Here is a 15,738-nt window from a genome sequence, read left to right as displayed (position 1 = left end):
TGTCAACCCTGCATGGCGTGCAAGTTTTACGAATGCGGCGGCAAATTAGTGATACAAAGGGTAAATGAGGCAGATGCCACCGGCAAGACAACTGCCATTATTTACAGATGTAATATCACGACGATGAAAGATATTCGAAACCTTGACCTGAACCTGCTTAAAGCGCTGGACGCGTTGCTGGATCACAGGAATGTGACCCGGGCTGCGGCTCGCCTCGGCGTGACGCAACCGGCAATGAGCGGCATGCTGACCCGCTTGCGCGATACGTTCGATGATCCGCTATTTGTGCGGGCACAGCGCGGCATTGAGCCGACCGAGAGGGCGCAGGCCCTGGCCATACCGCTAAAACAGGTGCTGGGCGAAGTGGGCGCGCTGCTGCAGCCGCCGGTATTTGATCCGGCCACCGCCAGTCACCATTTTACGATCGCTTCGACCGACTACGCGCTGCGTGCCATTGCGCTGCCGTTTCTGGCCACGCTCAAGCGGCTGGCACCCAATATCAAGGTGGCGCTGGTGCTGGTGAACGACACCCAGATGCTGTCCCAGCTGGAACGCGGCGTTATTGATCTGGCGCTGGTCTCGCCTGAATATACCTGTCCGGATTTGCATGCGCGCAAGCTGTTTGATGAACATTACGTTTGTGTTGTGCGCCAGGACCATCCCATTATCAGGCGTCAGCAGGATCTGACGCTGGAGCGGTTTTGTGAACTGGATCATGCACTGGTGTCTTATACAGGTGCAGGCTTTCGAGGCGCCACGGATGAGGCGCTGGAAAAAATGGGCAAAACGCGCCGGGTCACGGTGTCTGTCAAGAGTTTTCTGATTGTGCCTGATCTACTAAGGGCCAGCGATATGGTATCGATTCTGCCCAGCCGCCTGGTTACCGATCTGGCCGGACTGGCGGTGTTCGAGCCGCCCATCGCCATTGCCGGTTTTACCAAAATGGCGGCCTGGCATGAGCGCACGCATCGTGATCCGGCCCAGCGCTGGTTGCGGCAGTTGCTGTTTGATATCTGCTTTGACAACCATGCGCAATGCATGGCCGGGCCGGCCGACAAGGCGGGTGCGCCGGACCATATGTCCGGCTCCGCGCCTTGATCTGACTGGCCAATAAGCAATAACAATAACTTAAGCCGCTGCGCCGCGGTAGCGTTCCAGCCAGTGTGCGTAGGGTGCGGGCAGGACCCAGGTAGGGCGTGGCTGGCCCAGCGTTTTGGCCAGCACCAGCGGGTAATGCGGGTCGGTCAAATGGGCCCGGCCAATCATGACCAGATCCAGCTGTTCTTCCTGCACCACGCGGTTGGCCACTTGCGGGTCGTCAATGCCCCAGGCCGAGGCTACCGGCAAGCCGGCTTCATTGCGCAGGCGTTGGGCAATGGGCGCCAGGAAAGCCGGGGTTGCCCATGGAATGTGTGTATCCGGGATGACAAAGTTGGCGCTCACGTTCAGCATGTCCAGGCCGCCCTTGCGCATATTGCGGGCCAGTTCAATAGACTCGGCAACCGTTTGCTCATCACGACCGTCATATTCGATCACGCCGAAACGTGCGGTCAATGGCAGGTTCTGCGGCCACGCATCGCGCACTGCGGCCAGGGTTTCCAGCAGAAAACGGCTGCGGCCGGCCAGGTCGCCGCCGTATTGATCATCGCGCTGATTGCTGTGGGCAGAAAAAAAGCTTTGCGCCAGATAGCCATGGGCAAAGTGCAGTTCCAGCCATTCGAAGCCGGCGTCACGGGCGCGTGCCGCCGCGGCAAAATCGGCCTTGACCCGTTCAATGTCTTCCAACGTCATGGCCCTGGGCACTTTGGGCAGGTTTTCGCCATAGGCGATGGCAGATGGCGCGATGGGTTGCCAGCCGCGCGGATCGCCGTCGGCGATATGATCGTCGCCGTCCCACGGACGGTTGGCGCTGGCCTTGCGGCCTGCGTGGGCAATCTGGATGCCCGGCACCGCGCCGGCAGCCTTGATGGAAGCGGCGATTTTGGCCAACCCTGCAACATGTTCGTCACTCCACAGCCCCAGGCAGTCTGGCGTGATACGGCCTTCCGGCGATACGGCCGTGGCTTCGACAATCACCAGGCCGGCGCCGCCACGGGCCAGGCTGGCGTAGTGGATCTGGTGCCAGTCAGTGGTAAAGCCGTCCTGGGCGCTGTACTGGCACATGGGCGGAACCGCAATGCGATTGCGCAAGGTCACGTCTTTGAGGCTGAAGGAGGAAAACAGATTGTTCATATTGGTACTCTTGAAATGGATAAGCGTAAATCGGGCAGGTGGATCAATATTCGTCATGGGCCGCAGCGCGCCAGGCGGGCCGGTGTTGTGGCGGCGCTGCCCCCAAATGTGCCGGGCCAGATCGCTGCCGCTGGTGTTGCGGGGTATTCCACGTATTTGGCCAGGCATTTGGCTTGGCAGGTGCAGCGGCATTGTGTCTTGTGAGCACAGCCCGCCCGCCGCAGGACCGACGCGCACGCGATCGCCACTTTGCCCGTTAGGGGAAATTATGGTGCCGTGCATCAAATAATTCAAATGCTATATTTTTATCTTAGATATCATTTGAAATGATATCAACAGAGATGTCAGCAGCGGGCAGCGGCCAGCGCGTGATCTGTCGCTATGACATTTGCAGATTAAATGACAATCCCCAACTGGCGATCCAGTGCAAAGGCGCCACTGCCGCGTACGGAGATATAAAGGGCAAGGCATGCCATAAGTACGGGGTACTCGATACCGCGATCTATCCACGGCCAGGTCGGGCCCAGCACATAGCAGATTGCCAGCATTTGCACCACAATGGCCAGAGCAACGGGCGCGCCCACAAGCCAAGCGCGAGCATGAATGCACCAACTGTTTCGAGCAGCATAACCAGAAAGGCCAGCTGGGGGGCAAAGGGCAGGCCCATCACATTCTGGATGAGATTGATGGAACCCGCCATGGGGTCGGCCATGGAGCCATGGGAGATCCCCAGAGCCTTGGGTAAACCGTGAGTGAACAGGATAATGCCGAAGGCAAAGCGCAGCAAGGCATACAGGACAGGTTCGGCCCGTGCATACACCGTATCCAGCGCAGGGATCAGCAGGCGCGGGGCGGGCACCGTCGCGTTGTGGATGCCCGTCGTTATTTCGTTTTTGCGGTGGTCCATTTAAGTTCTTCCCTGAAGTGAATGAGCGGTACGGTGCTGAATACGGTGTTGCAGCGAGTGAGCCAGGAATGCAGCGGTCGCACCCAATGCGGTTGCAAGCGTCAGCGTCCCGAAGGTTGCCATGGAAGGGGGCTGGTGCAAGGCAAAGTAAGCCACCAGCCCGAGAAATACGGCGGGCAGGTTATTGACGACAGGCGCCGTGCCCAGCAATAGCGCAATGATGGTGATGGCAAATACCACCGCGCTAATAGCGTAGCTGCCCAGGTAGGGTGTGAGGGCCGCCATGGCATGCGCTGCGCCAATGCCCAGAACTATTCCGATCAGGACACATGCCAGATTGATGATGCCCTGCCGCAGGTTGAGTCCGCGCGTAAAAAACGAGATCCAGCCGACGAACATGGCCCATACCGGTATCTCGAAGGCCACGATGCTTAGCGTTGCGGCCGAGGAGGCGATGACCGATTCGCCAATGACCGTCTTTACGTGTGTGGAAAATGTGTTGCTTGTCATGCGTCATCTCCTTGGGGTTGCAATAATCGGATCGTCGATCGTGTGCCAGCCTCGGGCCGCACTTGTGTGCTGTTTTTGTTCATGCAAAGCCGCCGTTGGCGCGAACCACCTGCCCGTTGATCCAGCCGCCGTCGCTTCCTGCCAGGAAGGCAACCACATTTGCAATGTCTTCGGGCTGGCCCAGACGCTCCAGCGGAGCAAGCTTGCTCAGTTGCGTAATTTGCTCTTCGCTCTTGCCTTCGAAAAACAGTTCGGTAGCAACCGGTCCTGGCGCGACCGCATTGACGGTAATATTGCGACCGCGCAACTCGTTGGCCAGCACGCGCACCAGGCCTTCTACGCCCGCCTTGGCTGCGATGTAGGGGCCGTACTGCGGAAATGACTTGGCGATCACGCTGGTCGAGAGCGCAACAATGCGCCCGCCGGCCTGCATATGCGCGGCCGCCTGCCCCAGCACCAGGAAGGCGCCGCGCAGATTGGTCTGAATGACACGATCGAAGGCGTCGATATTTTCAGGGCAATCGCCGTCATGGTCATCACGCCGGCGCTGTGCACGACGGCAGTAACCTGGCCATAGGTTTGCTGCGTCGTGGCAAAAAGGCGCTGCACGTCTTCGGCGACGGACACGTCGGCCTGCACACTGATTGCCTGTCCGCCGGCGGCGACGATGGTGTCAACCACTTCGCCGGCCCTGGCGGCATTGCCGGCGTAATTGACCACAACCCGGAAACCATCTGCGGCCAGGCGCAAGGCGATGGCGCGACCGATACCGCGCGATGCGCCGGTCACAATGGCGGTCGGCATGGTGGCTTCGGGGTGAGTGGTATGGGCATGCTGGCTGGTTTCTTTGCTGATATTCATCGTGCTGTCCTTGGATGTTGAAGAAGGGCTGCGCCTCTGTGGCGGGCGTGACCCGGGTGATGGTGGTGACCACGCTTGCTGTCTGGCGCGGCGATGAACCACATCATAGCGATTGACGCCCTATGGATAAATAGGGTGAAATTGGCTTGTTAATTCAAAAAACACCAACAATGAGGTGCGTATGGACCGCTTTGATGCGATGCAGCTTTTTATCCGGATCGTGGAGCTGGGCAGCTTTACCGAAGCGGCGGGGGTGCTCAATGTGCCGCGCGCGACCGCCACGCATGCCATTAAGGAATTGGAAAAACGCCTGGGCGCACGGCTGCTGGATCGCACCACGCGGCAGGTTGCCCCCACGCTGGATGGTCAGGCCTTCTATGAACGCAGCAAACGGGTGCTGGCCGAACTGGAAGATGCCGAGACGTCGCTGAGCACGCATGTGACTGATCCCCACGGGACGTTGCGGCTGGATTTGCACGGGGCGCATGCGACCATGATAATCCTGCCGCGCATCGCTCAGTTCCGCGAGCGTTATCCGAATATTGAGGTGGTGATCAGTAGCGGTGACCGATTGGTGCATCTGGTCAGGGAAGGGATCGACTGCGTGGTGCGTGCAGGGCAGCCCCGCGACTCCTCGCTGGTGGTTCGGAAACTGGCGGATATGGAGCAGATTATCTGCGCCAGCCCCGAATATTTGTCCCGTCACGGGACGCCCCAGCACCCCGGCGAACTGGTTCAGCATCAGGCTGTCGGCTTTTTCTCACGCGGCAATGACAGTCGCTATCCCTTCTCTGTCATGATGGATGGCCAGGAGGCGCAGTTCGAGGCCAGTGCTGGATGTCTGTGAGCGATGCGGAATGCTACACCAGCGCCGCCCTTGCCGGTTGCGGGTTAATCCAGGTGCCGCGCTTTCGGTTGCAGGCGCATTTGCAGGCGGGCCGGCTGGTGCAGGTGCTGGCAGACTGGCCGTGTCCGGACCTGCCGGTGTGCGCGCTTTATCCGTTTCATCGCCAATTGTCGCCGCGGGTGCGGGTTTTTATTGATTGGGCGCGCGAACTGTATGGCGAAAAATTCGGCGCCTGAAGGGCTAGCCAACTTATGGAAGGCGTTGGTGCTTGCGGCAAGCCGGGGCGTGAGGGGCTAGGCGCCTGACGGGGCGCAGCCGATGTAATGGCAGGTGGCAGGCAATAAAAAACCCCTGCCAGTGGCAAGGGTTTTGGGTTTGCTGTGCGCACCTTTCGGCGTTTACTTTATTTCCCGTATTTCCACATCTGTGATATCGGGCTTGCGCGAGAAATTGCCGGGCTTTTTGAATTTTTCGGAAAATTCAGTATGAGTCTGGCGGGCGCGGGTTGAGGTTGTTTTCCAGTATTCGCGGGCGACGAACGGTTTGCCGCGCACCTTCGCAATAACATAGAACAACCCCACTGCAATGGCCGCAGAGACCAGGAACACAGCGGCCATGACAAGGCCTGCAATGGTGATGACACCAAATAGCAGCGCTTTGAAAAACCGGTCCAGAAAATCGTTCATAGGGGGTCAGATCCTTGTAAGTGGGAAGAGCCAATAAGCGTCAGTTACTGCTTATTGTACACAAGCAATTGATTTTGCTTGATTTGTTTTTTCTATAGTAGGGCTTTTTCAGGATAATTCAAGGGCCGCCGGCACGCGGATATGCCAAAAGATTTCAAAAAGGGGTTACGGCGGTCACACGCTGGCCTGTTACGCGATGCCGGGCCTTATCAACCTCGGCGGCAGGGGCGGCCAATGCGTGGTAATGGCCTGGCGATACCCTGGAGATGGCCTGGAGATAGCCTGGCAATGCCGCGGCAAAATTTGTTTTGCCGTCACACGTTGCAGGCTGCGCGTCATAGGGAAGATATCCCTGCTCCACACAGATTTTAACAATGTACAGGCCCATTAAACGTTATCATTAAGGCCATTACGTCCCTAAATAGTATCAATTGCAGCGAGTTGAAATGAGTCTGTCGTCAAAAGCCCTTTTGGATGCGTTACGGTCTGTGGTAGACCCGGTTACCGGTATGCCGGTGGCGCCAACGCTCAAGGAGTCCGATATTACGCTTTCCGAAACGGGAGCCACGGTTCGCGTAGAGCCCGGATATGTGACCAGCGCCGCAGCAAAGACCGCCCTGACCGAACAGCTGGAGGCTGCTGCCAGGCAAGCCGGCGCGGCGCAACTGACGCTGCAGTTCAGTGATACGGTGCGGGCGCATGCCGTGCAAAGCGGGCTCAAGCCTATTGCTTCGGTAAAAAATATTATTGCAGTGGCATCGGGCAAGGGCGGTGTCGGCAAGAGCACGACCAGCGCCAATCTGGCGATTGCACTGGCGCAAAGCGGCGCCCGCGTCGGTATTCTGGATGCAGATATCTATGGCCCCAGCCAGCCGCTGATCATGGGCGTCTCGGGCAAGCCGGTATCCAATGACGGCAAGACCATGGAGCCTTTGCGCGCCCACGGGATTACGGTCAATTCCATCGGCTTTCTGATCGAGGCCGATTCACCCGCCATCTGGCGCGGCCCCATGGTTACGCAGGCGCTGGAGCAACTGCTGCGCCAGACCAACTGGCCCGATCTTGATTATCTGATTGTTGATATGCCGCCGGGCACGGGCGATATTGCCCTGACGCTGGCGCAAAAAGTGCCGGTGGTGGGCGCCATTATCGTGACCACGCCACAGGATATCGCGCTGCTAGATGCCCGCAAGGGCTTGCGCATGTTCGAGAAAATGAATATTCCGATTCTGGGTATCGTCGAGAACATGGCGATGCACATTTGCTCGCATTGCGGGCATGCCGAAGCCATTTTTGGCGAGGACGGTGGCAGGCATATGGCCCAGGAGCTGGATGTTCCCTGGCTGGGCGCCTTGCCGCTGGCAAAAAGTATTCGCGAACAGACTGATGCGGGCACGCCCACGGTTGCCAGCGATCCCAACAGCGAGGCGGCGGGACTGTATCGCGAACTGGCCCGGCGTGTGGCCATGGCAGTGGCGGCCTTGCCCAGGGATATGGCGGGTCGCTTCCCCTCTGTGGTTGTTGAAAACCTGAAGAAATAAAAGCGCTGAATGGACCAATGCGATTGAACAAGGCTTGTTTTCTTACAACGATTTTATTGTTGGCCGGTATTGGTCAGGTTTCTGCGCAAAAGCCCGAAGTGATTATTGATCCCAGCGGGCTGGGCCCCGAGGCGCTGGATGCAGTAAACAAAGGTATTTCAGCTGTGGTTCGCATGGCTGACGATCAGGATTCGGGCGAGGCCGACCGGATCCGCCGCAAGGGCCGCGAAGCAGTGATATCTGCCCTGGCTACGCGCGGCTATTTCGCACCCGAGGTCACGCTGGAAGTGGGTGAAGACGTGGGCGGTGAAACCTGGGATATTTCCATTGATCCGGGCAAGGTCTCCAAGGTCAAGTCGGTGACCAATCACTTTACAGGCAGCATTGCCACGCCGCGCTTTAATGATCGCGTATCACAGTTGCGCAAAGACTGGGGCCTGCCGGTAGACAAGGATTTTCTGAACGAACAGTGGAGCAATGCCAAATCGGCTATGCTTGAGGGCGTGGCGGCCAATGATTTTTACCTGGCCCGCATGACGCATTCGCAGGCTGTGGTCAACCCCGAAACGGCCACTGTGGATACCGAGACCACGGTCGATAGCGGCCCGGCAGTCACGCTGGGTCACACTGAAGTGGTGGGCTTGCGGCGTGTGCCTGACAGCCTGATCCGTCGTTATATCAAGTACACGCCGGGCCAGCGCTTTTCCCAGGAACAACTGGATACCTGGCAGCAGCAGATTCAGTCTACCAATTTCTTTCGCGGCGCGTTCGTGACCCTGAAAAAACCACCAGGCGATGAGGTCTATACGCAGGACGCGGTAGAGTTGCCGGTCGCTGTGCGCGTGTCGGAGGCGCCGGCGCGCTCACTGGCCGGGTCATTGGGCATAGATGATGCGGTGGGGCCGGGCGCCGAGATCATGTACAAACAGAATGTGGTGTTCGGCCAGCCGCTGATTATGGAAACCGGCGCCGCGGTGAATGCGAAGTTGCAGCGCGCCTATATGGATTTTCATTTGCCGCCCAATCTGGACGGCAGCAAAGATAGCGTAGGGGTCATGTTCCGTCATTCCGATATCCAGGATGAAGATGTGATGCGTTATGCCGTGGGCTGGAAACGCAAGCTGGAGTTCAAGCTGGATGCGGCCAGCCGGGTCGATTATGAATCGAACTGGGGCGTGCTGGCGGCCTATGACTCGGTCAAGCGCGAGGGCGAGGAGCGTTACCGCCTGCCGTCAATGGTGGCCACCTGGGATTTTCTGCGCCGCGATGTCGACAACAAATATGATCCTCGTGAAGGCAATCTGATTGCACTGGGCCTGGGCGCCGGCGTGACGCTGGATAAAGGCGAACCTTTCAGCCGGGTCGGACTGCGTGCGCAACAGTGGTGGCCGATAGGTCGGCGCGATGTCTTTACCGTGCGCGGCGAAGTGGGACAGGTATTCGGTTCCAGCGGCATGCGCATTCCGGACGACTTCGGCTATCGGACCGGGGGCGCGCGCTCCATCCGTGGTTATAAATACAATGATATCGGCAAAAGCGCCGGCGATGCGGTCGTAGGAGACCGTTCCCTGGCGGTGGTCAGCGTTGAATATATGCGTTACTTCAATGATCGTTTCGGCATGGGTGTGTTCATTGATGCCGGTGATGCGGCAGCGGCATTCAATAAAATGAAGCTGCACGTGGGTTATGGCGTGGGCGCAAGAATCAAGACCCCGGCCGGCCCGCTGTTTCTGGACCTGGCCTATGGGCAACGTGATCGCAGCATACGGCTGCACTTTTCATTGGGAGTGGCATTCTGATGAAAATGAAATATTTGCGCTGGTATCTTCGCTGGAAACCCATTGTCCTGACGATCCTGATCGGGCTGTGCGCCTTTGTGTTCTGGTTCATGGGCACCAATCCGGGCAGTCGCTGGCTGCTCAATACCGTGATCGGCCAGGTGGGTGGCGAGCTGCATAATGTGCGCGGCACCTTATGGAGCGGGATCGAGCTGGAGCGGCTGCTGATCGATACGCCCGAAATCAAGATTACCGGTCGCGAGGCTGTGCTGAAGGTGGACTGGCTTAAACTGTTCAAACGCACCTTGCGTGTAGAGCAGATGAGTGTGGCTGATCTGGACGTCAAGCTGTTGCCGCTGGAGACAACCGAACCGGCGCCGGACGAAGCCAAGCCCTTTGAAATGCCGGGTATTCCGGTTGGCATACAGGTGGATCGGCTGGATGTAGGCGATTTTGCCTGCTGATGCCCGATGGGTCGGGCCTGCCCGTGGGGCTGAGCAATTTCAGTCTGACCGATTTGCTGATCATTGACCAGCATGCCAAAGGCACGCTCAAAAGCGTGCACGTGTCGCATCCGCAGACCGAGGCAGATCTGAACGGTACGCTGGAAGTGGAATCCATCAAAAGCCCGTATCCGATGAAGCTGGATTTGAATGCCAAACTGGCGACGCAAAACAAACAGTCGCCGGTATGCCTGAGCCAGTTCGTGCAGATTGGCGGCGTGCTGACCGGCGCGCTGCAGCAGCGTGATTGCACATTTGATCTGCACACGCAAGTGGCCGGCGATCTGGAAAAACTGGGCGTGACCTTGCAGGGCAGCGGCCAGGGCGCGCACGTGGATGCGTCGTTGAACCTGGGCGTGATGGGTGGCGGAATTCCATTGAACCAGGCCAATGTGAACGTCAAGCTGGGCGACGCCTCTGGCCTGCAGTTCAAGCTGGACAAAAAGGAAAAACAGGCGCGGCAGAGTCTGACCGCCTTGCCGGCTCTTTTGCCAGCCAGCGGCTCACGCTCAAGGGGCAACAGGGGGCGGCCGATTCGGTATTGACTAGCGATATGACATTTGTGGCAGATGTTCTTGGTCTGTCCAATGTGCAGGGATTGCAATTGAAAGGCACGGTCGATGGCGAAAGCCGTCTGCAGGGCAAACCGCTGGCCGCCGACCTGGATATTGATATTGATTCGCAGGGCGTTCTGACGCAGCGCCGGATTGTTGATGGCGAGCAAATGGCCCAGGCCGTTGCCGACAATATCAAGGCCGCGGCCGCACGCCAGGCCCAGGCGGAAGGCAAAACCGTTACCACGGCCAAGGGCGAGGATGCGCTTGAGAAGGCGCAGCAAACCGCCGCAACCACAGATGCAATACAAACGTCGACTACGCTGGTGGACCTGAACCGCCTGAATATTCGCAAGGCAGATATTGATCTGCAACTGGGTGAAAACAGTATCACCACATCGGGCAGCTTCGGGCAGCAGGAAAGCGTGCTGCGTTTGAGTGTGGATGCGCCCAAGCTGGGCCAGCTGGTCGATGGCGTTAACGGTACGGCCAAGCTCTCTGGCACACTGGCCGGCACGATTGCCCAACATGCGATCGATATCAGCGGCAAGGTCAACCAGGGCGCTGCAAAAACCCTGGGCAAGGCGCCGCTGGACCTGTCGGCCACCATCAACGGAAAATGGCACAGGTTGGCAGACGGGATTGACGGCTGGGAAGGCGAGCTGGCCGCATTGAACCTGGCGCATGCCGGGGTGCGCGTGCGCGAGCGCGATGCCTTGCCTCTGTTGTTCAGTCCGAACGCAACCGGTGTGCAGAATGTATGGGCGGCCGGGCCTAGCGCGCTGGGCCTGACCCTGCCCGGCGGCTCCGAAGCACAGATCAAGCTGGACAAGGCCAGTGGCAATGCCCTGGGCGTGACAACAGCGGGATCCTTTACCAACCTGACGATCAGCGACAGGTTGATGGACGAAGTGGCCAGGATGACGGCCGCCGGCGATGCGCAGCCGGCCAATGCAACTGACAAAACAGCGCGGGATGCTGCTGCCAGGGCGCTGGCGCAGAAAACCGCCGGCAGCTTTCCGGATATTGTGTTCGATGGCGACTGGAATATAGCTACGGAAAATGGCCTGCAGGGTGAGATCAATGTGCAGCGCACGGCCGGCGATCGGTTCGTGCCGCTGGTGCAGAACATCCCGGTAGATTTTGAGACACTGCGCATCAAGCTGAATGAAACGCGCCAGGATGAAAAAAATCCGCTGCTGGCCATTGCCGCGCAGGGGCAGGGCCCGCAGTCCAGCCTGGATGCCACGCTGAATCTGGCTATGGCAAATGTGATTCCGTTGCGTGATGGCAAGGTGCAACTGGCATTGACCGATGGCGCTGCAGTGAACGCAGATATTGAAACCATCGCCGGCGTTAGTGAAGGGACCGATAGACTGACCGCCAAGGTCGGGTTGCAGGCGCTGAATCTGCAGGCCCTGTCGGCGGGCGCCACGCCGGCCTCGCTGCTTAACGGCACCGTGTTGCTGGTTGCCGATACGCTGCCGGGCAAACGCGAAATCGCGGATGTGAACCTGGATGCACAATTGGCCCAGGCAGCACATGGAATGACAAGCCGCTGGCCGGCACAATTGGCAGCAAGGTGCACCTGGCAGGTATTTTTGATAAGCAGCCGGAACAGCAGCAGGCCGATCGCACTATCAAGCCGAATCTGGACAAGCTGCAGATCAGCGACACGGATGTGGACCTGACGCTGGGTAATAACCGGATCACAGCGTATGGCGGCTTTGGACAGGATGCCAGCCAGTTGTATCTGGACGTGAACGCACCGGCACTGGCCAATTTCTGGCCATCCCTGCCGGGCAGTGCGCTGGTCAATGCGGTGGTCGATGGCCGCGTGACCAATCATCGCGCGCAAGTTTACGGTATGTATGCACAGGCGCCCAGTCGCGCGCTGGGCAAAGCGCCGGTGGTGTTCGGCCTGAATATCCAGGGCGCCTGGGACAAAGTGGAGGGCGGCCAGGAAGGCTGGGTGGGCGTGCTGGAAGATTTGCAGTTGCGTCATACCGAGTTGCGACTGCAGCAGCAAAGCCCGCTGTCCCTGTCGTTTCTGCCGGCCGATGGCCGGCATCCCATGCAGTGGGCCACCACGGCCTCGCGGTTTGTGCTGGATCTGCCCGAGAATCGCAGTGCGCAGATTCTGCCTGGCGAGTCTGGCGGTAATGGCAGCCAGTGGCAGACCAAAGGGCAGATTAAGGATCTGGTCATTAATCCGCAATACCTGATGAATCTGCAAAAAGCCTTTACAGCCGAAGACCCGGCAGCGGCGCTGGCCGCCACGCAGGCTGCGGACAAGGCGCTGGCGGCGGCTACGGCAGGCAGCAAAAAAGCCGAGGGCAACAGTGACAAGCGCGCGGCAGCCAACGCCGTGGCCGACAAGGACATCACGCTGGATGCGGACTGGGATCTGGCATTCAACCAGATGCTGACCGGCTCGGCGCATATTATGCGCACCGACGGCACGGGCGTGTTGCCCTTCAGGACCCCGGTGCCGCTGGATTTTGACACGATTGCATTTGACATTGAACCGCAGCAAACGCCGCAGGTGCAGGATGGCTACGTCGTAACAGCCAGCGCCACCGGGGAAAAATCACATCTGAATGCGGATGTAAAACTGGATATGGCAACGCCGCTGTTGCTGCGCGATGCCAAGGCTGATCTTGCCCTGCGCGACGGCGCAACGCTGACGCTGGAAGCGCTGGTCTCGCCCAAGGGCGGACAGGACGAATCAGACCGCATTCATATGCGTGTTAATTCCAAGGCGTTGCCGGTCAGCAAGCTGATGGCAGACAGTATCCCCCGCACCTTGCTTAGTACCGATCTGACGGCCGATGTGGATATGTTCTCGCCCACGGCCATCAAATCAGCGACCATCAAGGGCCGTTTTGACAAAGGCAGTATCTGGAATGACAAACCGCTGGTCGGGTCTGTGGACCTGGCGGTGCGCGATTTGGCCTGGGCGGCCAGGGCAGCACGGGTATAGACTTGAATGCCTTCCAGGTGCCGGCGGCCAATATCGACCTGACTCTGGGCAGCAACAAGATACGCAGCAAAGGCGCTTTCGGCCAGGCCGACAGCGTGCTGACGCTGGACGTGGACGCACCGGCCCTGTCTTCGTTCTGGCCCGGCCTGCCTGGCAGCGTCACCGTGGATGGCACCGTCAAGGGCATGGTCGCCAAACACGCGCTTGATCTGAAGGGCATGTTCTCGCAGGGCAAGTCCCGGGAATTGGGCAAGGCACCGGTCAATTTCCGTTTGGCTGCTGATGGTTCCTGGAGCAAGAACGAGCAGGGCATAGAAGGCTGGCGCGGCACGCTCGCTACGCTGGACGTACAGCACGCAGGGATTACCGTGGAACAGGATAAGCCGTGGGCACTGGCGTTTGCCCCTGCGGCAGAAGGCGGGCTGCCGGCCTGGGAAGCCGGACCATCGAACATTAATATCGGCCTGCCGGGTAAACACAGCATCGTGATCAATCAGGATGGCACCACGGGCAGCAACGGCAAGTGGCAGACCAAGGGTTCCATTCGCCGTTTTGTACTGAGCCCGGCTTTCATTCGTGATATGCAAAAGCTGGTCGATCCGGCTGCCCAGGCAGCGCAAAACGCCAATACCGGGATTATCGACCGGCGCAAGCGCGCGCCGCAGGAAACCTCGCTGGTGCTTGATTTCGACTGGGATCTGGCCTTTGATGGCGCACTCACCGGCAAGACTGCCGTCAAGCGCGTCAGCGGCGATTTCATGATCCCTGCGGCAACGCCAATTCCGCTGGGCCTGAACAATATGCTGGTGGGCGCCACCTTTAACAAGACCGGCGCCACCACCAGTACTGCCAATCTGAATCTGGCCTTTGATACGCAAAACAAAGGCAATCTGAAAGGAACCGGGGCCATCGCGTTCAACGGGCTGGCGCCGAATCTGAATGGCGGCTCAAAAATCACGCTTAACGGCAAACTGGCCGACATCAGCTGGATGGGGCCGCTCACCGGCGATATGCTGGATTTGGGCGGAGCCGTGGCGCTGAATGTGACCGCGCAATCGCGCGCCAATGGCCAATGGACGACCAGCGGCAAAATTTCCGGTTCCAAAGTGAAAATCGTGGAAATCGACAACGGCATCCGCCTGCTCGATGGCACGCTGGAGGCTACCCTGCGCGACAACCAGGTGGTTATAAACACGCTGCGCTTTCCGTCGGTGATCCGCATTAAGGCCAATGAATGGCGCACCAAGAAATGGATTGACGATAATGCAGAGGCACAGAATGGTTCATTGGGCATTACCGGCAAATGGAACCTGAACACCAGCAAGGGCGATTTCCGGATCGTCTTCGATCATTATCCGATTATTCAACGGTCCGATCGCTTTGTGATGATCAGCGGCGATGTGGATATTAATGCGCCCTGCCCAAGGTGGATATCAAGGGCAAGGTCACGGCCGATGCCGGCTGGGCCAGCGTGGATATTCTGGGCAGTGTGCCGGCCGTGGATGGCGATGTGATTGTGCTCAAGCCGGGCCAGACCAAGGTAGTCAAGGAAGAGTCTCCCCTGGACCTGACGCTGGATTTTACGGTGGACCTGGGCAAGCGCTTTTATATCGTGGGGCTGGGGCTGGACTCCGGCCTGGTGGGGTCGCTCAACGTGATTCAGGAAAAGAACCAACTGACCGGCGTGGGCGCCTTCCGTACTCGCGGCGGGGCAATCGAAGCGTATGGACAGCGCCTGCAGATCCGTCGTGGTCGCATCACCTTCCAGGGTAACCTGGCCAATCCGATCCTGGATATCGAAGCCTTGCGCACCGGCCTGGATGTAGAGGCCGGGGTCAAGGTAGTGGGCACGGCCAGAAAGCCCAAGATTGATCTGGTGTCCTATCCGGATGTGAGCGAGGTGGAAAAACTGTCCTGGTTGCTGATGGGGCGTGGCCCCGACAGCAGCGGCAGCGACGCGGCCCTGCTGTTCTCGGTGGGCTCGTCCATTGTGGGCGGGGGTGAACCATTCTATCGCAAGCTGGGTCTGGACGATATTGCCATCCGTTCGGGCAATGTCGGCAAGTCCGGTACGGTTCTGCCCGAAAAAACAGTGGCTTCCAGCGTCAACCAGGAATCGTCGAGCGACCTGTCCCAGCAGTTTTTCGTGGCCAGCAAGAAATTTGAAAACGGCATGACAGTGAGTGTAGAGCAGGCCATGGCCGGCACCGGTACCGTGCTGCGCGGCAGCTACCGGCTTTTCAGGAACCTGTCGGCCGATATCAAGGGCGGCACCGTTAACGGGCTGGAACTGGTCTATCGTCGGTTTTTCAGGGACTGATGAAAAATGCATACTC

13 protein-coding genes and 2 pseudogenes are annotated in these 15,738 nt (G+C 58.9%); 10 read left to right on the top strand and 5 right to left on the bottom strand.

Features of this window, described 5'->3' with window-relative positions; all coding sequences use genetic code 11:
- Positions 1 to 123 precede the first annotated feature (123 nt).
- Positions 124 to 1,098 carry a LysR family transcriptional regulator gene (locus TKWG_RS16680; protein WP_081489403.1) on the top strand — a complete coding sequence of 325 codons (975 nt, stop codon included), beginning with the start codon at positions 124 to 126 and terminating at the stop codon, positions 1,096 to 1,098.
- A 30-nt stretch (positions 1,099 to 1,128) separates the two neighbouring features.
- Here TKWG_RS16680 and TKWG_RS16675 read toward each other — a convergent pair whose 3' ends face one another.
- The 4 genes and pseudogenes from TKWG_RS16675 to TKWG_RS16660 form a co-directional block, all read right to left on the bottom strand.
- Positions 1,129 to 2,232, bottom strand: coding sequence for an NADH:flavin oxidoreductase/NADH oxidase (locus TKWG_RS16675; protein ID WP_014751957.1), 1,104 nt, complete (start codon positions 2,230 to 2,232; stop codon positions 1,129 to 1,131).
- 502 nt (positions 2,233 to 2,734) lie between these two features.
- Positions 2,735 to 3,139 carry a DoxX family protein gene (locus TKWG_RS16670; RefSeq protein ID WP_238534213.1) on the bottom strand — a complete coding sequence of 135 codons (405 nt, stop codon included), beginning with the start codon at positions 3,137 to 3,139 and terminating at the stop codon, positions 2,735 to 2,737.
- Entirely contained in the window at positions 3,140 to 3,649 is a 510-nt protein-coding gene (locus tag TKWG_RS16665) for a DUF1097 domain-containing protein (protein ID WP_014751956.1), read from the bottom strand. It abuts the gene before it with no gap.
- Positions 3,650 to 3,728: 79 nt separating this feature from the next.
- A pseudogene (locus tag TKWG_RS16660) lies at positions 3,729 to 4,453 on the bottom strand (SDR family oxidoreductase).
- A 238-nt stretch (positions 4,454 to 4,691) separates the two neighbouring features.
- Here TKWG_RS16660 and TKWG_RS16655 point away from each other — a divergent pair.
- Positions 4,692 to 5,593 (top strand): annotated as a pseudogene (locus tag TKWG_RS16655) (LysR substrate-binding domain-containing protein).
- Between the two features lie 162 nt (positions 5,594 to 5,755).
- Here the strand turns inward: TKWG_RS16655 and TKWG_RS16650 are convergent.
- Complete coding sequence (locus TKWG_RS16650; protein WP_014751953.1) at positions 5,756 to 6,043, bottom strand: hypothetical protein; 288 nt, start codon at positions 6,041 to 6,043, stop codon at positions 5,756 to 5,758.
- A gap of 446 nt (positions 6,044 to 6,489) precedes the next feature.
- Here TKWG_RS16650 and apbC point away from each other — a divergent pair, with 446 nt between their 5' ends.
- From apbC to TKWG_RS21855, 8 genes are read left to right on the top strand one after another with little or no spacing between them, the layout of a single operon-like run.
- Positions 6,490 to 7,584, top strand: a complete 1,095-nt coding sequence (gene apbC / locus TKWG_RS16640) for an iron-sulfur cluster carrier protein ApbC (RefSeq protein ID WP_014751951.1) — start codon at positions 6,490 to 6,492, stop codon at positions 7,582 to 7,584.
- Between the two features lie 17 nt (positions 7,585 to 7,601).
- Positions 7,602 to 9,383: an autotransporter assembly complex protein TamA gene (locus TKWG_RS16635; RefSeq protein ID WP_014751950.1), complete on the top strand. Its 1,782-nt coding sequence runs from the start codon at positions 7,602 to 7,604 to the stop codon at positions 9,381 to 9,383.
- The gene (locus TKWG_RS16630; RefSeq protein ID WP_014751949.1) at positions 9,383 to 9,826 is read left to right on the top strand and encodes an AsmA family protein; all 444 of its coding nucleotides are present in this window, start codon (positions 9,383 to 9,385) and stop codon (positions 9,824 to 9,826) included. Before TKWG_RS16635 ends, TKWG_RS16630 begins: the two co-directional genes overlap by 1 nt.
- Positions 9,826 to 10,410, top strand: coding sequence for a hypothetical protein (locus TKWG_RS16625; protein WP_041709603.1), 585 nt, complete (start codon positions 9,826 to 9,828; stop codon positions 10,408 to 10,410). Before TKWG_RS16630 ends, TKWG_RS16625 begins: the two co-directional genes overlap by 1 nt.
- A gap of 8 nt (positions 10,411 to 10,418) precedes the next feature.
- The gene (locus TKWG_RS16620; RefSeq protein WP_041709602.1) at positions 10,419 to 12,110 is read left to right on the top strand and encodes a translocation/assembly module TamB domain-containing protein; all 1,692 of its coding nucleotides are present in this window, start codon (positions 10,419 to 10,421) and stop codon (positions 12,108 to 12,110) included.
- Complete coding sequence (locus TKWG_RS16615; protein WP_014751948.1) at positions 12,002 to 13,402, top strand: translocation/assembly module TamB domain-containing protein; 1,401 nt, start codon at positions 12,002 to 12,004, stop codon at positions 13,400 to 13,402. Before TKWG_RS16620 ends, TKWG_RS16615 begins: the two co-directional genes overlap by 109 nt.
- Positions 13,403 to 13,404: 2 nt before the next feature.
- The gene (locus TKWG_RS21860; RefSeq protein WP_050981648.1) at positions 13,405 to 14,916 is read left to right on the top strand and encodes a translocation/assembly module TamB domain-containing protein; all 1,512 of its coding nucleotides are present in this window, start codon (positions 13,405 to 13,407) and stop codon (positions 14,914 to 14,916) included.
- Positions 14,829 to 15,722, top strand: coding sequence for a translocation/assembly module TamB domain-containing protein (locus TKWG_RS21855; protein ID WP_050981647.1), 894 nt, complete (start codon positions 14,829 to 14,831; stop codon positions 15,720 to 15,722). Before TKWG_RS21860 ends, TKWG_RS21855 begins: the two co-directional genes overlap by 88 nt.
- Positions 15,723 to 15,738 lie beyond the last annotated feature (16 nt).

It is taken from the genome of Advenella kashmirensis WT001 (genome assembly GCF_000219915.2).
Classification (GTDB): domain Bacteria; phylum Pseudomonadota; class Gammaproteobacteria; order Burkholderiales; family Burkholderiaceae_B; genus Advenella; species Advenella kashmirensis.
Note: the sequence above shows the minus strand (reverse complement) of the source record. Positions and strands in the feature narration are given on the sequence as shown.

Excerpts from the sequence above, each read along its gene's own strand:
- TKWG_RS16680 (WP_081489403.1), top strand. The coding sequence starts at position 124 with ATGAAAGATATTCGAAACCTTGACCTGAACCTGCTTAAAGCGCTGGAC.
- TKWG_RS16675 (WP_014751957.1), bottom strand. The coding sequence starts at position 2,232 with ATGAACAATCTGTTTTCCTCCTTCAGCCTCAAAGACGTGACCTTGCGC.
- TKWG_RS16670 (WP_238534213.1), bottom strand. The coding sequence starts at position 3,139 with ATGGACCACCGCAAAAACGAAATAACGACGGGCATCCACAACGCGACG.
- TKWG_RS16665 (WP_014751956.1), bottom strand. The coding sequence starts at position 3,649 with ATGACAAGCAACACATTTTCCACACACGTAAAGACGGTCATTGGCGAA.
- TKWG_RS16650 (WP_014751953.1), bottom strand. The coding sequence starts at position 6,043 with ATGAACGATTTTCTGGACCGGTTTTTCAAAGCGCTGCTATTTGGTGTC.
- apbC (WP_014751951.1), top strand. The coding sequence starts at position 6,490 with ATGAGTCTGTCGTCAAAAGCCCTTTTGGATGCGTTACGGTCTGTGGTA.
- TKWG_RS16635 (WP_014751950.1), top strand. The coding sequence starts at position 7,602 with ATGCGATTGAACAAGGCTTGTTTTCTTACAACGATTTTATTGTTGGCC.
- TKWG_RS16630 (WP_014751949.1), top strand. The coding sequence starts at position 9,383 with ATGAAAATGAAATATTTGCGCTGGTATCTTCGCTGGAAACCCATTGTC.
- TKWG_RS16625 (WP_041709603.1), top strand. The coding sequence starts at position 9,826 with ATGCCCGATGGGTCGGGCCTGCCCGTGGGGCTGAGCAATTTCAGTCTG.
- TKWG_RS16620 (WP_041709602.1), top strand. The coding sequence starts at position 10,419 with ATGACATTTGTGGCAGATGTTCTTGGTCTGTCCAATGTGCAGGGATTG.